At 61.4% G+C, this 21553-nt stretch carries 28 protein-coding genes; 1 reads left to right on the top strand and 27 read right to left on the bottom strand.

Features of this window, described 5'->3' with window-relative positions:
• Positions 1-83 precede the first annotated feature (83 nt).
• The 24 genes from BM063_RS04505 to prfA form a co-directional block, all read right to left on the bottom strand.
• Entirely contained in the window at positions 84-494 is a 411-nt protein-coding gene (locus tag BM063_RS04505) for a F0F1 ATP synthase subunit epsilon (protein WP_092036267.1), read from the bottom strand.
• 15 nt (positions 495-509) lie between these two features.
• Complete coding sequence (gene atpD / locus BM063_RS04500; protein ID WP_092036265.1) at positions 510-1925, bottom strand: F0F1 ATP synthase subunit beta; 1416 nt, start codon at positions 1923-1925, stop codon at positions 510-512.
• A gap of 124 nt (positions 1926-2049) precedes the next feature.
• Complete coding sequence (gene atpG / locus BM063_RS04495) at positions 2050-2913, bottom strand: ATP synthase F1 subunit gamma (RefSeq protein WP_092036361.1); 864 nt, start codon at positions 2911-2913, stop codon at positions 2050-2052.
• A gap of 67 nt (positions 2914-2980) precedes the next feature.
• Complete coding sequence (gene atpA, locus BM063_RS04490) at positions 2981-4501, bottom strand: F0F1 ATP synthase subunit alpha (protein ID WP_092036262.1); 1521 nt, start codon at positions 4499-4501, stop codon at positions 2981-2983.
• A 37-nt stretch (positions 4502-4538) separates the two neighbouring features.
• Entirely contained in the window at positions 4539-5084 is a 546-nt protein-coding gene (locus BM063_RS04485) for a F0F1 ATP synthase subunit delta (RefSeq protein ID WP_092036260.1), read from the bottom strand.
• The gene (gene atpF, locus BM063_RS04480; RefSeq protein WP_245752022.1) at positions 5081-5566 is read right to left on the bottom strand and encodes a F0F1 ATP synthase subunit B; all 486 of its coding nucleotides are present in this window, start codon (positions 5564-5566) and stop codon (positions 5081-5083) included. The genes BM063_RS04485 and atpF overlap by 4 nt, the downstream gene beginning before the upstream one ends.
• An 88-nt stretch (positions 5567-5654) precedes the next feature.
• Positions 5655-5879 (bottom strand): F0F1 ATP synthase subunit C, encoded by a 225-nt coding sequence (atpE, locus tag BM063_RS04475; protein ID WP_092036258.1) that lies wholly within the window; start codon positions 5877-5879, stop codon positions 5655-5657.
• Positions 5880-5906: 27 nt separating this feature from the next.
• Positions 5907-6641 (bottom strand): F0F1 ATP synthase subunit A, encoded by a 735-nt coding sequence (gene atpB, locus BM063_RS04470; protein ID WP_092036256.1) that lies wholly within the window; start codon positions 6639-6641, stop codon positions 5907-5909.
• Entirely contained in the window at positions 6632-7105 is a 474-nt protein-coding gene (locus BM063_RS04465; protein ID WP_092036254.1) for an ATP synthase subunit I, read from the bottom strand. Before BM063_RS04465 ends, atpB begins: the two co-directional genes overlap by 10 nt.
• A gap of 1 nt (position 7106) precedes the next feature.
• On the bottom strand, positions 7107-7331 hold the full coding sequence (locus BM063_RS04460) for an AtpZ/AtpI family protein (protein ID WP_092036251.1): 225 nt from the start codon (positions 7329-7331) through the stop codon (positions 7107-7109).
• Positions 7332-7493: 162 nt separating this feature from the next.
• A complete protein-coding gene (gene upp / locus BM063_RS04455; RefSeq protein WP_092036248.1) occupies positions 7494-8123 on the bottom strand; it encodes a uracil phosphoribosyltransferase in 630 nt (209 codons plus the stop codon).
• Positions 8124-8435: 312 nt separating this feature from the next.
• Positions 8436-9689, bottom strand: coding sequence for a serine hydroxymethyltransferase (locus BM063_RS04450; protein WP_092036246.1), 1254 nt, complete (start codon positions 9687-9689; stop codon positions 8436-8438).
• Between the two features lie 69 nt (positions 9690-9758).
• Positions 9759-10331, bottom strand: a complete 573-nt coding sequence (locus BM063_RS04445; RefSeq protein ID WP_092036243.1) for a TIGR01440 family protein — start codon at positions 10329-10331, stop codon at positions 9759-9761.
• Positions 10328-10777: a ribose 5-phosphate isomerase B gene (rpiB, locus tag BM063_RS04440; RefSeq protein ID WP_092036241.1), complete on the bottom strand. Its 450-nt coding sequence runs from the start codon at positions 10775-10777 to the stop codon at positions 10328-10330. The genes BM063_RS04445 and rpiB overlap by 4 nt, the downstream gene beginning before the upstream one ends.
• 197 nt (positions 10778-10974) lie before the next feature.
• Entirely contained in the window at positions 10975-11625 is a 651-nt protein-coding gene (locus tag BM063_RS04435) for a low molecular weight protein arginine phosphatase (RefSeq protein ID WP_177198974.1), read from the bottom strand.
• A 28-nt stretch (positions 11626-11653) separates the two neighbouring features.
• Entirely contained in the window at positions 11654-12373 is a 720-nt protein-coding gene (locus BM063_RS04430) for a ZIP family metal transporter (RefSeq protein WP_092036237.1), read from the bottom strand.
• Between the two features lie 10 nt (positions 12374-12383).
• Complete coding sequence (locus BM063_RS04425; RefSeq protein ID WP_092036235.1) at positions 12384-12944, bottom strand: manganese efflux pump MntP; 561 nt, start codon at positions 12942-12944, stop codon at positions 12384-12386.
• A gap of 386 nt (positions 12945-13330) precedes the next feature.
• The gene (locus BM063_RS04415) at positions 13331-14377 is read right to left on the bottom strand and encodes an L-threonylcarbamoyladenylate synthase (protein WP_483878450.1); all 1047 of its coding nucleotides are present in this window, start codon (positions 14375-14377) and stop codon (positions 13331-13333) included.
• 149 nt (positions 14378-14526) lie between these two features.
• Entirely contained in the window at positions 14527-15057 is a 531-nt protein-coding gene (locus tag BM063_RS04410) for a GNAT family N-acetyltransferase (protein WP_092036231.1), read from the bottom strand.
• Positions 15058-15221: 164 nt separating this feature from the next.
• Complete coding sequence (locus tag BM063_RS04405) at positions 15222-15536, bottom strand: DMT family transporter (RefSeq protein WP_092036228.1); 315 nt, start codon at positions 15534-15536, stop codon at positions 15222-15224.
• The gene (locus tag BM063_RS04400; RefSeq protein ID WP_245752017.1) at positions 15536-15868 is read right to left on the bottom strand and encodes a DMT family transporter; all 333 of its coding nucleotides are present in this window, start codon (positions 15866-15868) and stop codon (positions 15536-15538) included. Before BM063_RS04400 ends, BM063_RS04405 begins: the two co-directional genes overlap by 1 nt.
• Positions 15869-16076: 208 nt before the next feature.
• Positions 16077-16739 (bottom strand): stage II sporulation protein R, encoded by a 663-nt coding sequence (gene spoIIR, locus BM063_RS04395; RefSeq protein ID WP_092036222.1) that lies wholly within the window; start codon positions 16737-16739, stop codon positions 16077-16079.
• Positions 16740-16831: 92 nt separating this feature from the next.
• A complete protein-coding gene (gene prmC / locus BM063_RS04390; RefSeq protein WP_092036220.1) occupies positions 16832-17725 on the bottom strand; it encodes a peptide chain release factor N(5)-glutamine methyltransferase in 894 nt (297 codons plus the stop codon).
• A 44-nt stretch (positions 17726-17769) separates the two neighbouring features.
• Positions 17770-18837 carry a peptide chain release factor 1 gene (gene prfA, locus BM063_RS04385; RefSeq protein ID WP_092036218.1) on the bottom strand — a complete coding sequence of 356 codons (1068 nt, stop codon included), beginning with the start codon at positions 18835-18837 and terminating at the stop codon, positions 17770-17772.
• A 154-nt stretch (positions 18838-18991) separates the two neighbouring features.
• On the opposite strand from prfA, the gene BM063_RS04380 reads away from it, so the two are divergent.
• Positions 18992-19993, top strand: coding sequence for a CPBP family intramembrane glutamic endopeptidase (locus BM063_RS04380; protein WP_177198973.1), 1002 nt, complete (start codon positions 18992-18994; stop codon positions 19991-19993).
• A gap of 66 nt (positions 19994-20059) precedes the next feature.
• On the opposite strand, the gene BM063_RS04375 is transcribed toward BM063_RS04380, so the two are convergent.
• The 3 genes from BM063_RS04375 to rpmE all read right to left on the bottom strand — a co-directional run bounded on the left by BM063_RS04375 (position 20060) and on the right by rpmE (position 21474).
• Complete coding sequence (locus BM063_RS04375) at positions 20060-20494, bottom strand: hypothetical protein (RefSeq protein WP_092036214.1); 435 nt, start codon at positions 20492-20494, stop codon at positions 20060-20062.
• A 29-nt stretch (positions 20495-20523) separates the two neighbouring features.
• Complete coding sequence (locus BM063_RS04370) at positions 20524-21144, bottom strand: thymidine kinase (RefSeq protein WP_177198972.1); 621 nt, start codon at positions 21142-21144, stop codon at positions 20524-20526.
• Between the two features lie 129 nt (positions 21145-21273).
• On the bottom strand, positions 21274-21474 hold the full coding sequence (rpmE, locus tag BM063_RS04365; RefSeq protein WP_092036212.1) for a 50S ribosomal protein L31: 201 nt from the start codon (positions 21472-21474) through the stop codon (positions 21274-21276).
• Positions 21475-21553 lie beyond the last annotated feature (79 nt).

The following is a 21553-nucleotide window of genomic DNA, read 5'->3' as shown; positions in this document are numbered from 1 at the left end:
GACGGATCGCGCCAGCAAATGAAACCGAAATTGGTTAATTACGGAAAACGAGCGGCTTCCCCAAGGGGAAACCGCTCGATATCTCACTGATCGCCGAAATTTGCCACCTCCAACCGGTTCAACGCCCGGCGGAGAGCCAATTCCGCCCGTTTGAAATCGATGTCGTCCCGATGGGCCTGGGCCAGGCGCTCTTCGGCCCGCTTCTTGGCGGCCAATGCCCGCTCCACATCGATTTCGTCGGACATCTCCGCCGCTTCGGCGAGAATCGTCACCGTATCGGGACGCACTTCCATGAATCCGCCGCTGACGGCGGCGCGCATCTCCTCGCCGTCCTTTTTGATCCGAACGGCGGTGATCCCCAGGGGGCTGACAAAGGGGGCGTGACGAGGCAAGATCCCGATCTCCCCTTCCGCCGCCCGGGTGATCACCATCTCCACATCGTCGGAGAAAACCTTCCGTTCCGGCGTCACGATGTCCAAGCGTATCGTACTCAAGGGACGTCCTCTCCTTTAGGCCTTGGCCAGTTCCTTCGCCCTCTCCACGGCCTCGTCGATGGTGCCGACCATGTAGAAAGCGTCCTCCGGAAGGTCGTCGTGTTTTCCTTCCAGGATTTCCTTGAAGCCGCGGACGGTTTCCTTGACGGGAACGTAGCGGCCGGGCTTGCCGGTGAAGGCTTCCGCGACGTGGAAGGGCTGAGACAGGAAGCGCTCGATCCGCCGCGCCCGATGGACGACCAGCTTGTCTTCGTCGGACAGTTCGTCCATCCCCAGGATGGCGATGATGTCCTGCAGTTCCTTGTAGCGCTGCAGAATCTGCTGGACGCCCCGGGCCGTCTCATAATGCTCCCGGCCCACCACCGACGGGTTCAGGATGCGGGACGTGGAAGCCAACGGGTCCACCGCCGGATAGATCCCCTTGTCGGCGATCCGCCGCTCCAGGTTGGTGGTGGCGTCCAGGTGGGCAAAGGTGGTCGCCGGAGCCGGGTCGGTGTAGTCGTCCGCCGGAACGTAAATCGCCTGGATCGAGGTGACCGATCCCTTCTTGGTGGAGGTGATCCGCTCCTGCAGCTGCCCCATCTCCGTGGCCAGGGTCGGCTGATAACCCACGGCGGAGGGCATCCGGCCCAACAGCGCCGACACTTCGGATCCCGCCTGGGTGAAGCGGAAGATGTTGTCGATGAAGAGAAGCACGTCCTGGCCGTGTTCATCCCGGAAATACTCGGCCATCGTCAGTCCGGTCAGACCGACGCGGAGACGGGCCCCCGGCGGTTCGTTCATCTGACCGAAAACCATCGCCGTTTTGGAAATCACTCCGGATTCCTTCATCTCGTGGTACAGGTCGTTTCCTTCCCGGGTCCGTTCACCCACGCCGGCAAAGACGGAGATTCCCCCGTGCTCCTGGGCGATGTTGTGGATCAGTTCCTGGATCAGCACGGTCTTTCCGACGCCCGCACCGCCGAAGAGACCGATCTTCCCGCCCTTGACGTAGGGAGCCAGAAGGTCCACAACCTTGATTCCCGTCTCGAGAATTTGCTCTTCCGTCGCCTGATTCTCAAAGCTGGGAGCCGGCCGGTGGATCGGATACCGTTGTTCCGCCTTCACTTCCCCGGCTTCGTCGATCGGCTCACCCAGCACGTTGAACACGCGGCCCAGGGTGGCTTCGCCCACCGGAACGGAAATCGGCGCACCCGTGTCCACCGCTTCCATTCCGCGGACCAGACCGTCGGTGGAAGCCATGGCCACGCAGCGGACGATGTTGTCTCCCAGGTGCAGTGCCGCTTCCACCACCAAGTCGATGTCCCGTTCACCCGGATTCTGGGCCTTGTGGGTAATGCGAATCGCGTTGTAGATTTCAGGCAGATGGCCTCGCTCGAACTGGATGTCCACCACGGGGCCCATCACCTGAACGACGCGTCCAGTGCTCATCAATTTCCCTCCCTATTCAAACCTCACCCGATAGTAGCCGGACTTGGCCATGGACGAAATGCGATGATTCCGCTTCAAACAGGGGCCTCCTTCGCTCGTTCCGCTCTCCGGGATGCCCCGTTCATCAGCTCAGCGCGTTGGCGCCGGCGACGATCTCGTTGATTTCCTGGGTGATTGACGCTTGCCGGACCCGGTTGTACTGCAGGGTGAACTGTTGGATCAGCTCCGTCGCATTGTCCGTGGCATTTCCCATCGCCGCCATCCGCGCGCCGAACTCTCCCGCCTTCGCCTCCAAAAGGGCGCTGTAGATCAGGGTTTCCGCATAGCGGGGCAGCAGTTCCCCCAGCACCTCTTCCGCGGACGGTTCGTATTCGTACAAGGTTTTGGCTCCTTCCTCCGCGTCGAAGGAGGCCAGCGGGAGCAGCTGTTTCTCCACCGGCCGCTGGGTCACGGGGTTGATGAATTCGTTGTACACCAGAAACAGCTGGTCCACCTTTTCCTCGGCGTAAAAACGGACGGCCCGCGAGGCGATCGGCTTGATGTCGAGAAACTGCGGGGAATCGGCCAGACCGGTGATCTCATCGATCACCGGATACCCTCGCTTCTTCAGGAAATCCCGGCCTTTCCGGCCGACGGCGAAAATCACGTACTCATCGCTGTTTTGGTGCCGCTCCCTGAGGGTTTTGGTCAACGTCCGCAACAGGTTGGAGTTGTAGCTGCCGGCCAGCCCCCGGTCGGCGGTAATCACCAGGTAACCGGTTTTCCGAACCGGCCGGGTCTCCAGCATCGGATGGCGAATCCCCCGGGTGCTGGCGGCGATGGACACGATCACTTCCCGCATCTTTTCGGCGTAGGGGCGGGCGGCCTCGGCCCGTTCCTGGGCCCGGCGCAGTTTGGCCGCCGCCACCATCTCCATCGCCTTGGTGATCTGCCTCGTATTCTGAAAGGAACGGATGCGCCGCTTGATGTCCCGCAGATTTTGGCCCACGCTCATTCACCGCCTTTCCTTCCGCCGCAGACGGGCTCTTCCCCGGATGCGGCAGGATGAAACACCTTCACTTGCTTTCCGACACGGCAAAGCCCTTTTTGAAGGATTCGATCGCCTGTTTCAGCCGGTTCTCAATCTCGTCGGTCAGATCTTTCTTTTCCTTGATCTCCTTCAGGATGTCGGCGTGCTCGGCCTCCATGAAGGAGAGGAACTCCCGCTCAAACCGGCGCACGTCCTCCACCGGAATGTCGTCCAGATATCCCTTGGTTCCGGTATAGAGAGAGACCACCTGTTTTTCCACGGGCATCGGCTGGTTCTCATCCTGCTTCAAGAGTTCCGTCACCCGTTCACCGCGCGCCAGGCGGGCCTGGGTCGCCTTATCCAGATCGGATCCGAACTGGGCGAAAGCGGCCAGCTCCCGGTACTGGGCCAGGTCGAGGCGCAGACCCCCGGCCACTTTTTTCATCGCTTTGATCTGGGCGGCTCCCCCGACCCGGGAAACCGAGAGACCGACGTTGACCGCCGGGCGAACCCCGGAATAGAAGAGATCGGATTCCAGGAAGATTTGCCCGTCAGTGATGGAGATCACGTTGGTCGGAATGTAGGCCGACACGTCCCCGGCCTGGGTCTCGATGAAGGGAAGCGCCGTCAGCGATCCGCCGCCCTTTTCGTCGTTCAGCTTGGCGGCCCGTTCCAACAGGCGGGAGTGCAGGTAGAAAACATCCCCCGGATACGCTTCCCGGCCCGGCGGACGGCGGAGGAGCAGCGAAAGCTCCCGGTAGGCGGCCGCCTGCTTGGAGAGATCGTCATAGACGACCAGCACGTGCCGGCCCTTGTACATGAAGTATTCACCCATCGCGCAGCCGGCGTAGGGGGCCAGGAACAGCAGCGGAGCCGGATCGGAGGCGCTGGCGCTCACCACGATGGTGTAATCCATGGCGCCGAAGCGGCGCAGTTTCTCCACCACGCCGGCCACCGTCGACTGCTTCTGCCCGATGGCCACGTAAATGCAGATGACGTCCTCGTCCTTCTGGTTGATGATCGTGTCGATGGCGATGGTCGTCTTCCCGGTCTGCCGGTCGCCGATGATCAGCTCCCGCTGTCCCCGGCCGATCGGGATCATCGAATCGATCGCCTTGATCCCGGTCTGAAGGGGCTCATGCACCGACTTCCGGTCGATCACCCCGGGCGCGGGCGATTCCACCGGCCGGAACTGGTCCGTTTCGACGGGGCCCTTGCCGTCCAGGGGCTGTCCCAGCGGGTTGACCACCCGGCCCAGGAGCGCTTCTCCCACGGGAACTTCCATGATCCGGCCCGTCCGCTTCACCTGGTCCCCTTCGCGGATCCCCGTATACGGTCCCAGGATCACCACACCGACATTGTCTTCCTCCAGGTTGAGGGCCATGCCCATCACGCCGTTTTCAAACTCCAGCAGCTCGCCGGCCATCACCTTGGTCAGGCCGAACACCCGGGCGATCCCGTCCCCGACCTGGATCACGGTGCCGACGTCGGAAACTTCCATCTCGGCCTGATACTGCTCGATCTGCTGTTTGATCAGCGAGCTGATCTCTTCCGGCTTGATGCTCATTCCGTTTTCACCCCTGTCTATACCCAAAAATCCCGATCTACCCCACTTGTGTTCCGGTCAGTTTCTGCCGGAATCGAATCAGTTTGGTCCTCAGGCTGCCGTCGTAAAGGCGGTCGCCGACCCGGACGATCAATCCCCCGAGAAGGTCGGAATCGACGACGTTGGTGACGCGCAGCTTTTTCCCGAGACGGGCCTCAAAGACGGCGGCCAGCTCTTCCTTCTCCTTCTCCGTCAGCGGCAACGCCGAGGTGACCACCGCTTCCGCCACGCCCCGGGCTTCATCCGCCAGATGTTTGTACTCCTCGGCGATCCGGGAAATCAACCCCTGTCTTCCCCGGTCGAGCAGGAGAAACAGGAGGTTTTTCGTCCACGCGGAAAGCCCTTGAAACCGCTCGGCGATCAGGGCTTTCTTCCGTTCCACGTCGACGGCGGGCGCCGTCAGCCACTCCTTCAGTTCGGGAACCCGCTGTAGCGTCTCCACAACCTGGTCCAGTTCCTGCTCCACCCTGTCCAGTTCGCCCTTTTCCCGTGCCAGCTCGAACAGGGCGATGGCATAGCGTCGGGCGATCACAGTCCGGCTCATTGCAGCTCGCCTACCTGTTCAAGATAACGGCCGACCAGCTTGGACTGCTCTTCGGCGTCCAGCTCCTTCTCCAACACCTTGGCCGCGAGAAGCACGGACAGCCGGCCCACTTCGTCACGCAGTTCGGCCAAGGCCTTCTCCTTCTCCCGGGCAATCTGCGCCGTCGCTTCGTTGATCATCCGTTCCGCCCGCTCCTGGGCCTGGCGGATGATCTCCTCCGCTTCCCGCTCCTTCTGGGCCTTGGCCCGTTCGAGAAGCTCCTTCGCCTCCTGGCGGGCCTGTTTCAAGGCTTCCTGCTGCTGTTTGGCCAGCTCTTCCGCTTCCTTGCGGTTCTTCTCGGCCGCGGTGATCTGTTGGTCAATGTAATCCTGCCGCTCCTTCATCATCGCGAGCAAGGGCCGCACGACGAACCGGGCCATCAGAGCAATCAGAATGATCAGCACCACGACCTGGAACAGCATGGTTCCCAAGTGGAATTCCAACGCGACTCACTCCCTTCACGGACGGATGAGGCAAAGTGAACAGATGGCGGGGACAGCGCGCTCCCCGCCAATCCGAACCGGGTCATTATCAGAAGAAACCGAAGAACACCAGGATCCCCAACCCCACCGCAATAATGGGAAGGGCTTCGATCAAACCGAAGAGGATCATCACTTGACCGAAGAGAGTGCCGCGAACCTCCGGTTGCCGGGCAACCCCTTCAACGTATTTGCTGAACAGCATGCTGTTCCCGATGGCCGCGGCGAAAGCGGCCAGACCCACCATAATTGCAGCAGAGAGAAAATTGAGTTCCATTTCTTCGTCCTCCTTAAAAGTTGATCGTCAATGAGCAGTGATTTTCTGAGAGATGTAGACGTTGGCCAACACCGTAAAGATGTATGCCTGAATCACGCCGACGAACAGGGAGAACCCCATCCATACCAGAAGCGGTGCGCCGGTGATCCAGGGGGACCCCATGGTCAGCATGACGGTGATGAGAATCTCCCCGGCGAAAATGTTCGCCCAAAGACGCATGGCGTGAGTGAGGGGCTTGGAAAACTCCTCGATGAGATGAATGGGAAGCAGCGGGCTCATGTAGTGTCCCACATAATTTCTCAGGCTGTTCCGGATGCCCGCATAGTGCCCGTACAGGGCGACCGCCACCGCCATCGCCAGGGTCACGTTCAGGTCGGCGGTCGGGGACCGGAACCAGGATACGGCGTGCGCCTCCTTCAAGGTCTCTTCGGTCAGACCCAGCCAGGGAATCGGATGATGCACATCCGCGACGACCATCAACATCACGCCCAGTTCATTGGCGACAAAAATGAAAAGGAACAGGGTGATGGTCATGGCCAGGTACCGTTCCGCCGTCTTGTCGTCAAAGGCCATCCGGGTGATCCCCCTGCAAAAATCGACCAACATCTCCATGGCGTTTTGCCATGCATGGGGACGCATCTGAAGTTTTCGAGTGGCCCAGAGCGAGACGAGAAACACAACCAAGGCGGAAAACAGGGTCCCGATCATGACGGTGACATCGAAGGTCAAACCCAGAAACTGCACCTTGGGCGTCAGTTCCAATCGGCTTTCCCCCCTTTCCTATCAGCCCTGAGCTGGAAAATCTCCACCGCGATCGCAACCGCGTATCCGATGGGAAGTCCCAAAAAGATGGACCAGGGATGGATCCACTCGGGATGACGCAAGGCGATGAGCAGAGGAACCATCAATGAGAGGATGCGGTATACCATCCCCGTCCCGCGGGGGGTGGCTCCGGCCAAAACCATTTCCCCCGCCCTTTTGAGCCGGTGGGCGATATGAATCACGTGGTGAAGGCTCACCAGTCCTCCGGCGAAGATCCCGGCAATCAAGGGTTTGTAAGGAAGCAGGAGCCAAAGGATCAGGAGGGTGAACAACAAAAAACCCACCCACAAGGTGATCGTGCGAATGCGCTTCCGCAACTGGGCATCGATATACTGGTTCAGCGGAACACCCTCCTCACGGCGGACGAGTGGGAAACCAGGGAGGTTGACAAGGCGGGGATCCAAATCAGAGCTTTTTCATCAACTGTCGGATCGTGAAAGCCGCGCTGACGATCCCGCCGGCCAACCCGCCGAAAATGCCGACGGCAAGAAATAACGGTTCCGTGTGAAAGTGTTCGTCCAGCTTCCGCCCCACGTAGGCTCCGGCAATGATCAAGAAGAACAGTTCCAAGCCGATCGAACCGATGAGGCCGATATATTTCCAGGGGCTTTCGGGATGGTTTCTTTTCATGCGGACCTCCACCGAGGGGGCCATGCATCGCGGCTTACCGGCTTTGATACCTGCTTATCATACTACAAAAGCGCCCTTGAGAATGTCAACTTTGTTACAAGTTTATTCTTGAACATTTTGTAGCATTTGATCCGTACCTGTTGAAAATGGGACAATTTTTGTTCAACGGGTTCCGAACAACCGGTCGCCGGCGTCCCCCAATCCCGGCACGATGTAACTTTTTTCATTGAGTCCCTCATCCACGGCGGCCGCATAGATGTCCACATCATCGTGCTCCCCGTGAACTCTTCGGATCCCTTCGGGGGCGGCGATGAGACACATCAGCTTGATGCTCCGGCCCCCCATCTCCTTGATCATCTGGATGGCAGCCGCGGCGGATCCTCCCGTGGCCAACATCGGATCGATGACGATCAAATCCCGCTCCTCGATGTCCGAGGGCATCTTGGCGTAGTACTTGACGGGCTCCAGCGTCTCCGGATCCCGGTACAGGCCGATGTGGCCCACCTTGGCCGCCGGGATCAGCCGGAGAATGCCGTCCACCATCCCCAACCCCGCCCGCAGGATGGGAACCAGCCCCAGCTTCTTCCCCGCCAGCACTTTGCACCGGGCGGGAGCCACCGGGGTCTCCACCGTCACTTCCCGCAGGGGCATGTCCCTGGTGATCTCGTAAGCCATCAGGGCGGCCACTTCCTCCACCAATTCCCGGAACTCTTTGGTGCCGGTCCGCTTGTCGCGAATATGGGTCAGCTTGTGCTGGATCAGGGGATGGTCAAAAACGTACACGTTCCCCATGGCATGTCCTCCCTTCCTGTTCCGAAGAACATTGTACTGTTCCTGAGCCCGGATGTCTATGCGATTCCAGAAAAGGGAAGCCCGCCGGATCCGCCGCTCCCGCTTTTAGCATATGAGACGGGTTGCAGAAGCATGCCTGGCGGGCGGAAGGAAGAGAAAACCCCGCCGCAACGGCGGCGGGACGTCGCATTCTCACTCCGGTTCCGACCCCTTCGCGACGGCCGGGTGCGCGGCCGGGCGGCTTATGCGCCGCTTCCCCCGGAACGGGCCTTCGGCGGCATGCGCCTTCACCCTCCCTTGCGGCCGGGCTCCTCACGCATCCAGGGTCATATCCGCATACAGAGGATATCGCTCGGTCAACGCGGCGACGCGGCGGCGGGCTTCCTCCCGCACGCCGTCGTCCCCCGGGTTTTTCAGCGTGAGGGCCATGATGTCGGCGATCTCCTCCATCGCCTCGGGGCCCATGCCCCGGGTGGTGACCGCCGGGGTGCCGATCCGGATGCCGCTGGTGATGAAGGGACTTTCCGGGTCGAAGGGGATGGCGTTCTTGTTGACGGTGATCCCCACCTCGTCCAGAAGGCGCTCCGCCTCCTTGCCGGTCAGATTCAGGTTGCGGACATCGATCAGAATCAGATGGTTGTCCGTGCCGCCGGAAATCAGGTTAAACCCTCTCTCCGACAGGGCTTCGGCCAGGCGGGCGGCATTTTCCACCACCCGGCGCGAATACTCCTTGAAATCCTCCGTCAGGGCCTCCGCCAGGGCCACCGCCTTGGCCGCGATGACGTGCATCAGGGGCCCTCCCTGGATGCCGGGGAAGATCGCCTTGTCGATTTTCTTGGCATATTTCTCCTTGCACAGGATCATGCCGCCCCGGGGGCCGCGCAGGGTCTTGTGGGTGGTGGTGGTCACAAAGTCCGCATAGGGCACCGGATTGGGGTGATATCCGGCGGCCACCAGCCCGGCGATGTGGGCCATATCCACCATCAACAGGCAGCCCGCCTCGTCGGCGATCTCCCTCAACCGGGCGAAATCGATCACCCGCGGATAAGCGCTGGCACCGGCCACCAACAGCTTGGGGCGATGTTCCAGGGCCAGGCGGCGAACCTCGTCGTAATCGATGCGGTGGGTCTTTTCATCCACCCCGTACGAGACGAATTTGTAAAGGGTTCCGGAAAAGTTGACCGGGCTTCCATGGGTCAGGTGTCCGCCATGGGCCAGATTCATGCCCAATACGGTGTCCCCCGGCTCCAGCACGGCAAAATAAACTCCCATGTTGGCCTGGGCGCCGGAATGGGGCTGGACGTTGGCGTGTTCCGCCCCGAACAGCTTTTTGGCGCGCTCCCTGGCCAACTCCTCCACCCGATCGACATACTCGCAGCCGCCGTAGTATCTCCTGCCGGGATAACCCTCCGCGTACTTGTTGGTCAGGACGGTTCCCAGGGCTTCCAACACCGCCCGGCTCACGAAGTTTTCCGAGGCGATCAACTCGATTTTCCGCTTCTGCCGGTTCAATTCGTCCGCAATGGCCCGAGCCGTTTCGGGATCCGTTTTACGCAAGTGTTCCAACCGCTTCGCCTCCTTTGCGCTGGATCAAATGGGCACGCCGTCCGGACGGGGCAGTCATCCGCCCGGCCATCACCTGCAGGCTTCCGCGTCCTCGGGGGTGTAAACCGCCCGGGCACCGCCGATCAGTTTGGGGCGCGTCTTGGCCATCGTCACGTGGGCCTGTCCGATTTGGCGGATTGAAGGGCGAACGGGGACGGCCACCGGCCGAAGGTGCATTCCGATCAGGGTGTCGCCGATATCGATCCCCGCGTCGGCGACCACCCGCTCCACCAGGACCGGATCGTCCATCCGCCGATAGGCGTGGGCGGCCATCGCCCCTCCGGCCTTCGGAATCGGAATCGCCGACACTTCCTCCAGGCCGAACCGCTCGAGGGCAGCGCGGGACACCACCAGGGCGCGGTTCAAGTGTTCGCAACATTGAAAGGCGAGGTGAAACCCCCGTTTTTCCCGCGCGCGGGCAAGCCCGTCGTAGATGGCCTCGGCCACTTCATCGCTGCCCGACGTACCGATCCGCTTCCCGATCACCTCGCTGGTGCTCACGCCGACCACCAGCAGATGACGGTCGGAAAGCGGCATCTCCGCCAGGAGATCCTCGACCACCCGGATTACGTCCCTCCGGAGGGCGTCAAGATCCACGGTCATTCCCGATCCCCGTCCTCAATCGCCCCGATTTTGGCCACCCGCCGACCGTGGCGGCCGCCGGCGAAATCCGTCGTCAGCCAGACCCGGACGATCTCCCGGGCCAGTCCCGGCCCGACGACGCGCTCACCCAGGGCCAACACATTGGCATCGTTGTGTTCCCGGCTCATCCGCGCCGAAAACTCGTCGCTCACCACGGCGCAGCGAATCCCCTTCACCTTGTTGGCGGCTATGGACATCCCGATGCCGGTCCCGCAGACGAGGATGCCCCGGTCAAACTCTCCCTTCGCCACCCGCTCCGCGACGGGAAGGGCATAATCGGGATAATCCACCGACTCGGGGCAGTCACAGCCCACATCCTCGTAGGCGATGCCCATTTCCTCCAACAGGTTCCGGATTTCCTGCTTCAGATGAAACCCGCCGTGGTCCGATCCGATGATGACGCGCATCCCTCAGCCCCCCTGAAACCGATCCAAAATAACGGAGCCCCCTCTCCGGGGGAAACTTCCGCAAAGACGGCAAGCGCCGCCGAAGCGGCGGCGGGCATCCCCTGCACGCGCAGCGGCGCGGCCGCTCCGTGTTCGCACCTAGGATACCCCAGCCGGGGAGGGATGTCAAACGACGGGATCACAGGCCGCAAAAACCTTCAATGCCCATCCTTCCGCGTTTCCTCTTCCCGCCGCCAACGCTCGACAATCCGGCGCAGCAGCTCCTCCAACCGATCGGCACAGCGGCGGTAGGTTTCCAGATCCCCGCCGAAGGGATCCGGAATATCCAGATCCTCCAGCGGGACGCCTTCCTTCTCGAGGGCTTCCCGCTCCCGGCGGATCGACTCCTCCAGGGAACGGATCGCATCCCCCGCATCGGAAGATTTCCCCTTTCCGGAGCCCAAGGCCCTGCGCGTCTCCAGCTCCGCGGTCATCTGTTCCAACCGCCTGATCCGCTCCCTCGTTTCACCGTCGGTCAGCGCATATTCCTTCAGGGTGAACACCTTTCCGACGCTCTCGGGATTCATCGAGATGAGGCGGCGTTTGTGGTCCAGCGTCATCGTCAAAATGAGGTCGGCCCAATCGATCAGTTCCGGACGGATCGACCGGGCGCGGTGGGAAAAACGGATTCCCCGTTCTCCGAGCACCCGGCGGGTGTTTTCCGAGGCTTCCGCGCCATCCATCGCGAACAGCCCCGCGGAACGGACGGACACCTTCAGCCCCTCCTCCCCCGCCAGGCGCGCCAGAATCGCTTCGGCCATCGGGCTGCGGCAGGTGTTGCCGGTACAGACCAGCAGAACGTTTTTCACCGGGTCCATCTCCCCCTTTGCTCCTCCATTATCCGTGAATTCTTTCGATGATATACATGAAAAGCACCCCCAATATCGCCCCGGCGGAAGCCGCGCGCCGGTCCATTTCCCATGCCCTGGGACCCACTTCCTGGGTGGCCACCCACAGGATCGTCGTGATGGCGAACACCAGTCCGGCGGACACCACATCGGGCCGATCCGCCAAAAACGCTTCGCCGATCCAGGCGCCCAGGGGAAGCATTCCTCCCGTGGCGGCGGCCGTAAGGAGAATGCGAAGGGGCGAGTGGCCGGAAACCTTCAGCGGAGCTGCCATTCCGATTCCCTCGGGCACGTTGTGCACCGCCATCGACAGGGCCAGGAGAATTCCCAGCCGGTGCTCGGTGTGAAAGCCGATGCCGATGGCCACTCCCTCCGGCGCGTTGTGGGCCGCCATCGCCAAAACCATGAGAAAACCCAGCCGGGCAAAGGTGGAGCGCTTTCCGCCGCCCCCATTCCTCCCTTCGAAGCGGTGCAGGAGGATCATCAACAACAGGGCGGCGGACATGCCCAACATCACGTGGGCCCAACTCCCGTAGCGGACAGCGGTGGAAAGGAGGCTCCCCAGGGAGACGGTCAGCATGACGCCCACCGACATCCCCAGGGAAAAGGAGAGCCCCCGCTGGGACAGGGAACCGAACCTCAGCACAACGAGGGCCCCGAGCAGGGTGGACATGCCGGAAAGGGTGCTGTATGCGATCGCTTCACTCATCGGCAGGACCTCACAGCAGGAATTTGAAGCCCAAAAGCATCAGGATCAATCCGCCCAACGCCTCGCCGTAGTTGCCCGCCCAGCTCCCCAGGAACTTCCCCAGCACCATGCCCAACCCTCCCATCATCCCGCCGAAGAAACCCATCAACCCCAAAGCCAGGGGAGTGTCCGTGGACAACATGCCGAGGGAAAATCCCGCCGACAGGGAATCCAAACTGACGCTGAAGGAGGAAACAAGCATCCCCCACAGGCTGGTGACGGAATCGGTCGACGCGCCTGCTTCCCGCAGGCTGCTCCACAACATATTCCCACCCAGGAAACATAACAAACCCCCGCCGACCCATACCGCCACATCTCCGACCAAGCCGTTCATATTCCTCCCGAGGGTCATGCCCGCCAAGGGCATCAGGACGTGCATGATGCCGATCGCGCCGCTCATCGCGAACAACTGTTGCGTCACCATTCCTTTCATTCCCAGGCCGATCCCGAGGGAGAAGGCGTCCATGCCGAGCGCGAAGGCCATCATGATTAAGGTGATCAACTGTCCCCACTGGGGCAACGTGAACTCCATGACCCTTCCCCCTCATCCGGCTTGTCTGCATATGGATATGCTCCGAAGGAAAAAAAAAGAACCGCGCCCCCCAATGGGCGCGGGCCCTTCGCCCCCCTCCTCCCGAAACGGAACTGAAACCGACATCCAGCCGCGGCCCCTTTTGGCCGCCCGGAAAAGACCCCTCCCGGCCGTCGTGAAAAAAATCCGCTGGAAAACCGCTTCGCCTTGGCCCCCATCTCCCGGGGGCGCTTTTTCGCGCGGCGGCCGCACCGGTCACCGGCCCTCCCCTTTTGTCGTCCCCGGAAGGCCGGCCGCCTCATCGGCCTTCTCTCCTTCCAATCCTCAAAAAAACGGACCGGCACGTCATGGAGCCCCGCCCGCGGGGATGACCCCGTGCGAGGAAATCACGGACCTTCGGCGCGGATGACCCGTCCGCCGGCCGCCTTGTGGAGGCGGTTCATCACCGAACGGAAAATTCCTTCCGCAGGAAAGGTTTCCGCCAGGATGTAGTCCACCCCCGCCCGGTCCATTTCCCGGAGCGCCCGGTACAGGTTGCGGGCGACGCTTTCCGGATCGGATCTTCGGCCCAGGGCCACCACCCGGTCGGCCCGATAACGGGAAAGGTTTTCCTCGGTGGTGAGAATGCCCACCCGCCGGCCGGCCCTCCGGGCATCCTCCGCCAATTCCCGGATGCGGCGGACCAGCGTTTCCCCGCTTCCCTCCACCAGCCACATCTCTCCTTCGGGGGCGTAGTGACGGTATTTCATTCCCGGCGAGCGGGGCGGATGGTCATCGCCTTCCAGTCCCGGATCCACCCGCACCTCTCCCACCGCCTCCCGCAGTTCCTCCAGGGTGACGCCCCCCGGTCGCAGCAGCAGGGGGACGGAGCCGGTGACGTCCACCACCGTGGATTCCAGGCCCACTCCGGTGGGTCCCGCATCCAGAAGGCCGTCGATTGCCTCCCCCAGATCCTCCCAAACGTGATCCGCCTCCGTCGGGCTGGGACGCCCCGACCGGTTGGCGCTGGGCGCGGCCACCGGCACGCCGCTTTCCTGAAGCAACGCCAGCGCCACCGGATGAGAGGGCATCCGCACTCCCACCGTTTCCAGTCCGGCGGTCACCTTCCGGACCACTGTCCCCCTGTGGGGAAGAACCAGCGTGAGCGGTCCAGGCCAAAAGCGGCGGACCAGCAACTCCCCCTTCGGCGGGAGCTCCGCGACCAAATCCCGCAATTGACAGAGATGGCCGATATGTACGATGAGGGGATTGTCCCCGGGCCTCCCCTTCGCGGCAAAGATTCTGGAGACGGCCTCCTCCGACCGGGCATCGGCGCCCAAACCGTAGACCGTTTCCGTCGGAAAGGCCACCAGCTTCCCCTCCCGGAGCATGCGGGCCGCTTCCCGGATCGCCGGATGTTTCCTCAGCTCCTCCGCATCGGCAGGTTGCCCGATTCGCCACCGAAGCGCCGTCTTGCCCACTTGTCCTCACCTGCCCGAAATCTTTTCCCTTTATCATACCACAGGAAGCGGCGGGACCCGGGGCTTTCCCATTTCCCGCCCGCCGCCCTTCGCTTTCGGGACAAAAGAAAGCCGGCCGGAGCTCACTGTCCGCATCCGCCGGCGGAATTGCCCCTGCCCTCAGGGTTTCGCCGAAGGGAGGGCGCCTCTTCCCTCGCGTCGAACACCCGATGCAGGCGGCACCGCATCAGTCTCGCCTCTCCGCTCCCCGCCGCCCGCCTCAGATGGCTGAATTCGCGGATCGGTTCGGGCAATTGGCCCTCCTCCACCTCCGTAAATCCGATCGCCTCAAAAAAGGGAAGAAAACCCGGGGCGGCCAGATACAGTTCGTCGATTCCCCTTTCCCGGGCGGCGGACAGGGCCAGGAGGAAAAATCGGACGCCCACTTGCGGATTCCATCGCTCCCGCTCCACGACGAAGGAGCGGAGGAGCCCCGTCCGCCCGTAAACCTCCATCCCGAGGGTTCCCGCGATGCGGGGAGGGTTTCCGATCTCCTCCAACACCCAAAAGCTGTCCGGATGCTTGTCCACGCCCTCTCCCCGCAGGCCCGCTTCCTGAAGCAGCCGCAAAATGGCGGGAACATCCCCGCTTGAGGCCGTCCGGATCACAAACATGGGACACGCCCCCTTTTCGGCTTTGTCCCTTTATGATATGAGGCAGAGGGGCTGGACAGAACCGCGGAACTCATTTTTTTGAAAAAAAGCCCGCTCAGCCGAGCGAGCCAGCCGAACGGGTGAACGGCCCGGATCCGCGGAGCACCGCCCTTTGGGCGCGTCGGCTATTCCACAAACCTCAGGGCAGCCACGCAAACGACGATCCCCAGAATGCACAGAAGGCGGAGGGGCTTCTTTGATTCCTTGAAAAAGATCATGCCCACCACCGCTCCGCCCACGGTTCCGATCCCCGTCCACACCGCGTAGGCGGTGGAAAGGGAGATGGTTTCCATCGCCTGCAGTAGCAATCGGAAGCTGACGAGAAATCCTCCGATCATGAGGATGTTGTTCGTCCAATTGTTCCGCTCGGACACCCGCTTGAGGCCGATCACGCCGACCACCTCAAACAGGCCGGCCATCACCAGCAGCAACCAGTCCATCAGCGTCCCCCCTCCCCTTCGGTCACCTTCAAACCCACGATGCACAGAAGCAGAAGGAGGAGCAGGATCACTTTCAGCGGCCCGATCCGCCCTTCGGCGACCGCCTCGACCACCACCGTGCCGACGGTGCCGATCGCGGTGAAAACGGCGTAGGTGGTTCCGACCGGGAGAACCCTGGCGGCCCGGATGATCAAATCGAAGCTGACCAAAAGGGAAATAATGACGAGGAGGTCCGGCACCTCATCGTACTTGAAGCCCGACGCCCAAACGATTTCCAGCGCCCCGCCGATCAACACGTACGCCCAGGCACGGCCCGGACTGGGCGGCTTCACTGTTTTCTCTCCGCTCATTTCCTTTCCAAACCTTCTCCTTTCCCCCGAAGGTCACCGAAGACCATTCTATCACGTTTTGGATCGAAAACCGCAGGCCTTTTTCCCCTTTGCACGTCGGGCGGCCCCGGCAGCTAAAAGGCCCCTCCGGTCCGCGGGGGCGGAGGGGCACAGGCTTGTCCCTTGGCCAAACGGGAGGGGGCGGAGGGGCTCACTTCCATCCGGCAAACACTTTCTCCAGGGTATCCAGGAGGAAAAATCTCACTTCCAGGGGCTTTTCCGCCGGAGCGGAAGGCGCCGTGTAGGCGCTGGCGGTCATCCTGCCTCCTTCCCGGGCGGAAAGGGCGTCGCCGCTCTCCATGTCGATGAAGCAGAGAGGGGGAAACAGCACGCACCACCAGTTTCCTCCCTCCCCCCGCCCGATCACGATTCGGAGGGCCTCGTACTCGCCGGCGGGATACACCCGGTTCCCGTACAATTTGGTCGGAAAGGGCACCTTGCCGTAATCCACCCTGACGGGATCATCAAAGCCGTTTCGGCGCACGGTTTCCTCGGCGATCGCCTGAAACCGCGGCAAGCGGCTCTTGATCAGGCGGCGGGCTTCGCCGATGTTCTCCGGCTGGTGCACCCAGCTCTCCATCTCCCGCAGGACGGCGTCCCTCACCTGCCGTTTCAGCCACTGGTCCCGGGGAGCATCGCTGTTCGCCAGAATCCGCAGGCGGATCGCCTCCTCGGGAATCTCCAGCTGAACGGACGGGGACGAAGGGGTTGCCTGAGCGGTGGAGGCGATCGGCAAATCGTCCGCGCTCATCATACGGATTCCAAGCAGGCTGACGGCGGCGGCCACAACCAACAGATAAGTTCGAAGCTTCATCGGGCAAACCTCCTCGCGGCAGTCCAAAAAATGAAATCCCATCCACCAGTATGGACAGGCCGCCGGAGGTTTAATCACACCGCATCAAATATTTAGAGGCCTCGGGGACCGATCCTCCCCAAAACCACCCGCTCGATTCCCGCCAGATCGGGAACGATGGAGACGGAAACCGATAGCGGCATGCTTTCCAGCATTCCGGCGACGTGCCGGCTTTGCCCCATCCCCACCTCAAAGGCGACCAGGCCGGGCAAGCGGAGCACATCCGGGATTTGTTCGATGATCCGTCGGTAGGCATCCAGCCCGTCTTCGCCCCCATCCAGGGCCAGCCGCGGCTCGAAATCCCTCACTTCCCGCTTCAGAGCGGCGATCTCCTTTGAAGGGATGTAGGGGGGGTTGGAAACCACCACATCGACCCGGTCTCCGCCCTGCCTAAGGGGCTCCAGCCACTTTCCCCGGAGAAAGCGGATCCGCTCCTCCACACCGTTGCGCCGGGCGTTCTCCCGGGCCACCGCCAGCGCCGCGGAAGAGATGTCCGTCGCAAAGACGACCCATCGGGGGCGTTCCGCCGCCAGTGTGACGGCCAAGGCGCCGCTGCCCGTCCCCACATCGCAGACGGACAGGGGGCGGCCGCCCCCGATCCGGTCCGCTTCGCGCATCACATTCTCCGCCAAAATCTCCGTTTCGGGACGCGGAATCAAGACGGCGGGGGTCACCTTGAAGGGCCTTCCGTAAAACTCCTGTTCCCGGAGAATATACTGGACCGGTTCCCCGGCCGCCCGCCGATTCAGCCACTTTCGAAATGTCGGCAGCCGATCCTCCGGAAAGGGATCTTCCATTCCGGCAAAAAAACGGGTCCGATCCCTGCCCAAAAGGTGGCGCAAGAGAAGTTCCGCTTCAAAGAGGGCTTGATCGCACCCCCGCTTCTGCAAAAAAGAAAAAGCCCAGCGATAGGCTTCTCCGACGGTCTTCAGCGGCTTGGTCTCCAATGGACTCCCTCATTTCCCGATGGAATCAGGTACGGCGCCGAAGGTTACTCCGCCTTTTTCAAAAGCTCCGCCTGTTCATTCAAAATCAGGGCGTCGATGATTTCATCCAGCTCCCCGTCCAGCACCAGATCCAGTTTGTGCAGCGTGAGGCCGATGCGATGGTCCGTCACCCGGCTTTGGGGAAAATTATAGGTTCGGATCCGCTCGCTGCGGTCCCCCGTCCCCACCTGACTCTTGCGGGCATCCGCCACCTTGGCCTGTTCTTCCCGCCGCTTCTTGTCCAAGAGGCGGGCGCGAAGCACGCGCATCGCCTTTTCCCGGTTCTTGATCTGGGATTTTTCGTCCTGACAGGAGACGACGATTCCCGTCGGCAGATGGGTGATGCGGACGGCGGACTTGGTGGTGTTGACGCTCTGTCCGCCCGGGCCGCTGGAGCAGAAGGTGTCGATGCGAAGATCCTTCTCGTTGATTTCCACATCCACCTCTTCCGCTTCGGGAAGCACGGCCACCGTCGCCGTCGACGTGTGGATCCGTCCGCCCGATTCGGTGGCGGGCACCCGCTGCACCCGGTGGGCTCCGCTTTCAAACTTGAGCCGGCTGTAGGCTCCCCGCCCCTGAACGGAAAAAATCACTTCCTTGAAACCGCCCAGACCCGTGGAATTTGCGTCCATGATCTCCGTTTTCCAACCTTGCCTTTCGGCGTAGCGGGTATACATCCGAAACAGGTCGGCGGCAAAAAGAGCCGCCTCTTCCCCGCCGGCCGCCGCCCGGATCTCCACGATCACGTTCTTTTCGTCGTTGGGGTCCTTGGGAAGCAGCAAGAGGCGGATGCGCTCCTCCAATTGCTTCTTCCGCCCGGACAGCTCCTCCATCTCATCCCGGATCCAATCGCGCGTTTCGCTGTCCAGTTTTTCTTCCAGCATGGAGCGAGCCTCGGCCAACTGATCCAAGACACCCTGATATTCGCAGGCGGCCCGGTAAATCTCCTCCAAATCCGCCTGCTCCTTGGAAACCTTGCGAAGCCGCTCGGGATCACCGATCACTTCGGGATCGCAGAGCAGCCGGCTCAGCTCCTCATAACGCTGACAAATCGATTTTAATCGCTCCAACACACCAGGGTCACTCCCGTGCAATGCGCCAGTGATTTTCCGAGGGATCTCCGATCCCGGTTTTCACGGAGACATTCATTTATTTATAATACCATAAGGAGTCCCCCGACAGAGAGAACTCCCCGCAATGCAAATCCAATCAAAGGAGAAACGATCCATGGAGAGCACTATTGTGATGCTGCTGCAATTTCTGCCTTTTCTTTTAATTTTGTGGCTGGCCAACATGGCCGAGGACAGGAGATATCCCGAGGCCCCCCGGCTGGGAAGGGGATTTGCCGTCGCCGGCTTTTTGTTGCTCGGACTGATTCACGGGGGCTTGATTTTGTCCGGATTGCTCGTCAACTTGCTATCCCTGATGCCTGTGAAAACGATGGAACCGGACATCAATTTTGGCTTGCTGGGAATCGCAATGTGGGCGCCGTCCCTGGTGGGGCTGTTATTTTTCATCCCTTCGATGAGGCGGCAGGTCGCCCGACTCATCCCCATCGATCCGGAAAACCCGGTGCACACCGTTGCCCTGTCCATGTCGACGCTGATTGTTTTTGAACTGCTGACGATTCTGGGCATCGGTTTGGAGAATATCGCCGCCATAGAGGATGAACCGGTTTCCATTTCCGATTTGTGGACCCAGGACATCGCCATGCTGCTGACCGGTCTGATCGGAGTGGGATGGCTTTCCCGGCGAAAAATGGGTGAATCCCTCGCCCGCCTGGGCATCGTCAAGCCTTCCGTTCGGGAAGTCGCCCTCGGGATGGGCATTGGTCTGGTGCTGGTGGTGCTCGCCCTCGGTTTGGAATATATCGCTTCCTTTTTCGGGATCTTGGTCGATCCGGACGTGGAGAAATTGACGGAACAATTGCTCGGCTCTTTGTACAAAACGATCCCCGGCATCCTCACCCTGGGCTTCGCCGCTGCCATCGGCGAGGAAACCGTGTTTCGGGGAGCGCTTCAGCCGCGCTTCGGCCTGCTGCTCACCTCGCTTTTGTTCGCCCTGATGCACAGCAATTACGGCTTCAGCCTCTCCACCCTGATCGTCTTCCTGGTGGGTCTCGCCCTGGGGGTGGTCCGGATGCGGTTCAACACGTCCACCGCCATGGTGGTGCACGCCACCTACAATATCACCCTGGGTGTGCTCGCCAACGTGTTTCCGGACTTTTAAAACATCCGGAAAATGGATCGATTGCAAATCGGGGCCGGATTCGGCCCCCTTTTCATTGCCCTTCCCTCACATCGGCAAACGGAAACGCGAACGGGGATTGACGGTGACGGTGAAATCATACCGGGGAAAGGCGGCCCGGAGCCGTTCCCGCGCCTCCCGCACCAGGTCGGGATAACGGTCCGCTCCGATCGAGGAATCCGGAATAATTCCCAAAAACACCCGGCCGCCGACAAAGGTCACCGTCGCATTCCGCACCCCCGGAATCCCGCGGATGATGCGTTTCATCCGGCGGGCGTCGTCGGTCTTGGTGGGCGCGTACCAATCGCCCACCCACATATTCGGGTTGGCATTGGTCATCCCGTTGTAGCCGTCATTCCGGTTGAAACGGTGGGCGGTCATCTGCGGACTTCTCCCGGCCTGTCCCTCATCGGCCGGCCGGCACGCCGCCATTCCGAAAAAAAGCAAGGCGCACAGCCCCAAAAGACACATCCTGAGCCGCACGGCAAACACCTCCCTGCACCTAGTGTGCGTCAGGAGGTGGAAAAGCTGCTCGGAAATGTTTCCCGCCGGATCACTTCGTGACAGTGGCGACACCTGGCTTCATACTGCTCGGAAGCGCCGACGCGGATCACCGGATCGTCTTCCCTGACGGGTTTGCCGTCGACGATCCGCTGGGTCCGGCTGGCCGGACCCCCGCAGCGGACACAGATGGCCTGCAACTTGGTCACAAATTCGGCCACGGCCAGCAAAGCCGGAGTCGGTCCAAAGGGGCGGCCCCTGAAATCCTGGTCCAATCCGGCGCAGATCACGCGCACTCCCCGGTCGGCCAGGTGCTGACAAACATCAACGATGGCATCATCGAAAAACTGCACCTCATCGATGGCCACCACTTGGCAATCGGGCGATACGGCGTCCAAAATCTCCTCGGCCCTCTGGACGGGCTTTGCCTCCATCAACTCGCCGTTGTGGGAAGCGATCGCTTCGCTGTGGTAACGGTCGTCGATCGCCGGCTTGAATGCGGACACCCGCTGCTTGGCGATCCGGGCGCGGCGGACGCGGCGGATGAGTTCCTCGCTCTTTCCGGAAAACATGCCGCCGCAGATCACCTCGATCCAGCCCTGTTTCTGGATTTGCACCGGTGCTTGCGCCATCTCATCCCCTCCCCCTTCTCTCTCGGCAAGGCACCCGCAGGTATTGTAGCACAGGCGCGCCAGGAAAATCATGGTTTTTCCCGAGCAATAAAAAAACAAGCCCTTAAGGCTTGCCAAGAAAACAGCCGTTCATTTGAAGTTGTACTTTTTCTTGAACCGGTCGACCCGTCCGCCCTTGTAAACCGTCTTCTGCTCCCCGGTGAAGAAGGGATGGCAAGCGGAGCAAATGTCGACGCGGATGTTTTCTTTGGTCGATCCCGTTTCAAAGGTGTTCCCGCAGGCGCAGGTAACCGTCGTCAGTTTGTATTCCGGATGAATGGCCGCCTTCATCGCAATTCACCTCTTTCCAGCAGCTCAAAGGAAATAACTCCTGTATGACACGCTAGAGTATTATATCATGAAGACCATC

It is taken from the genome of Planifilum fulgidum (genome assembly GCF_900113175.1).
In the GTDB taxonomy this organism is placed as follows: domain Bacteria; phylum Bacillota; class Bacilli; order Thermoactinomycetales; family DSM-44946; genus Planifilum; species Planifilum fulgidum.
This window is presented reverse-complemented; position numbering and strand designations above follow the sequence as displayed.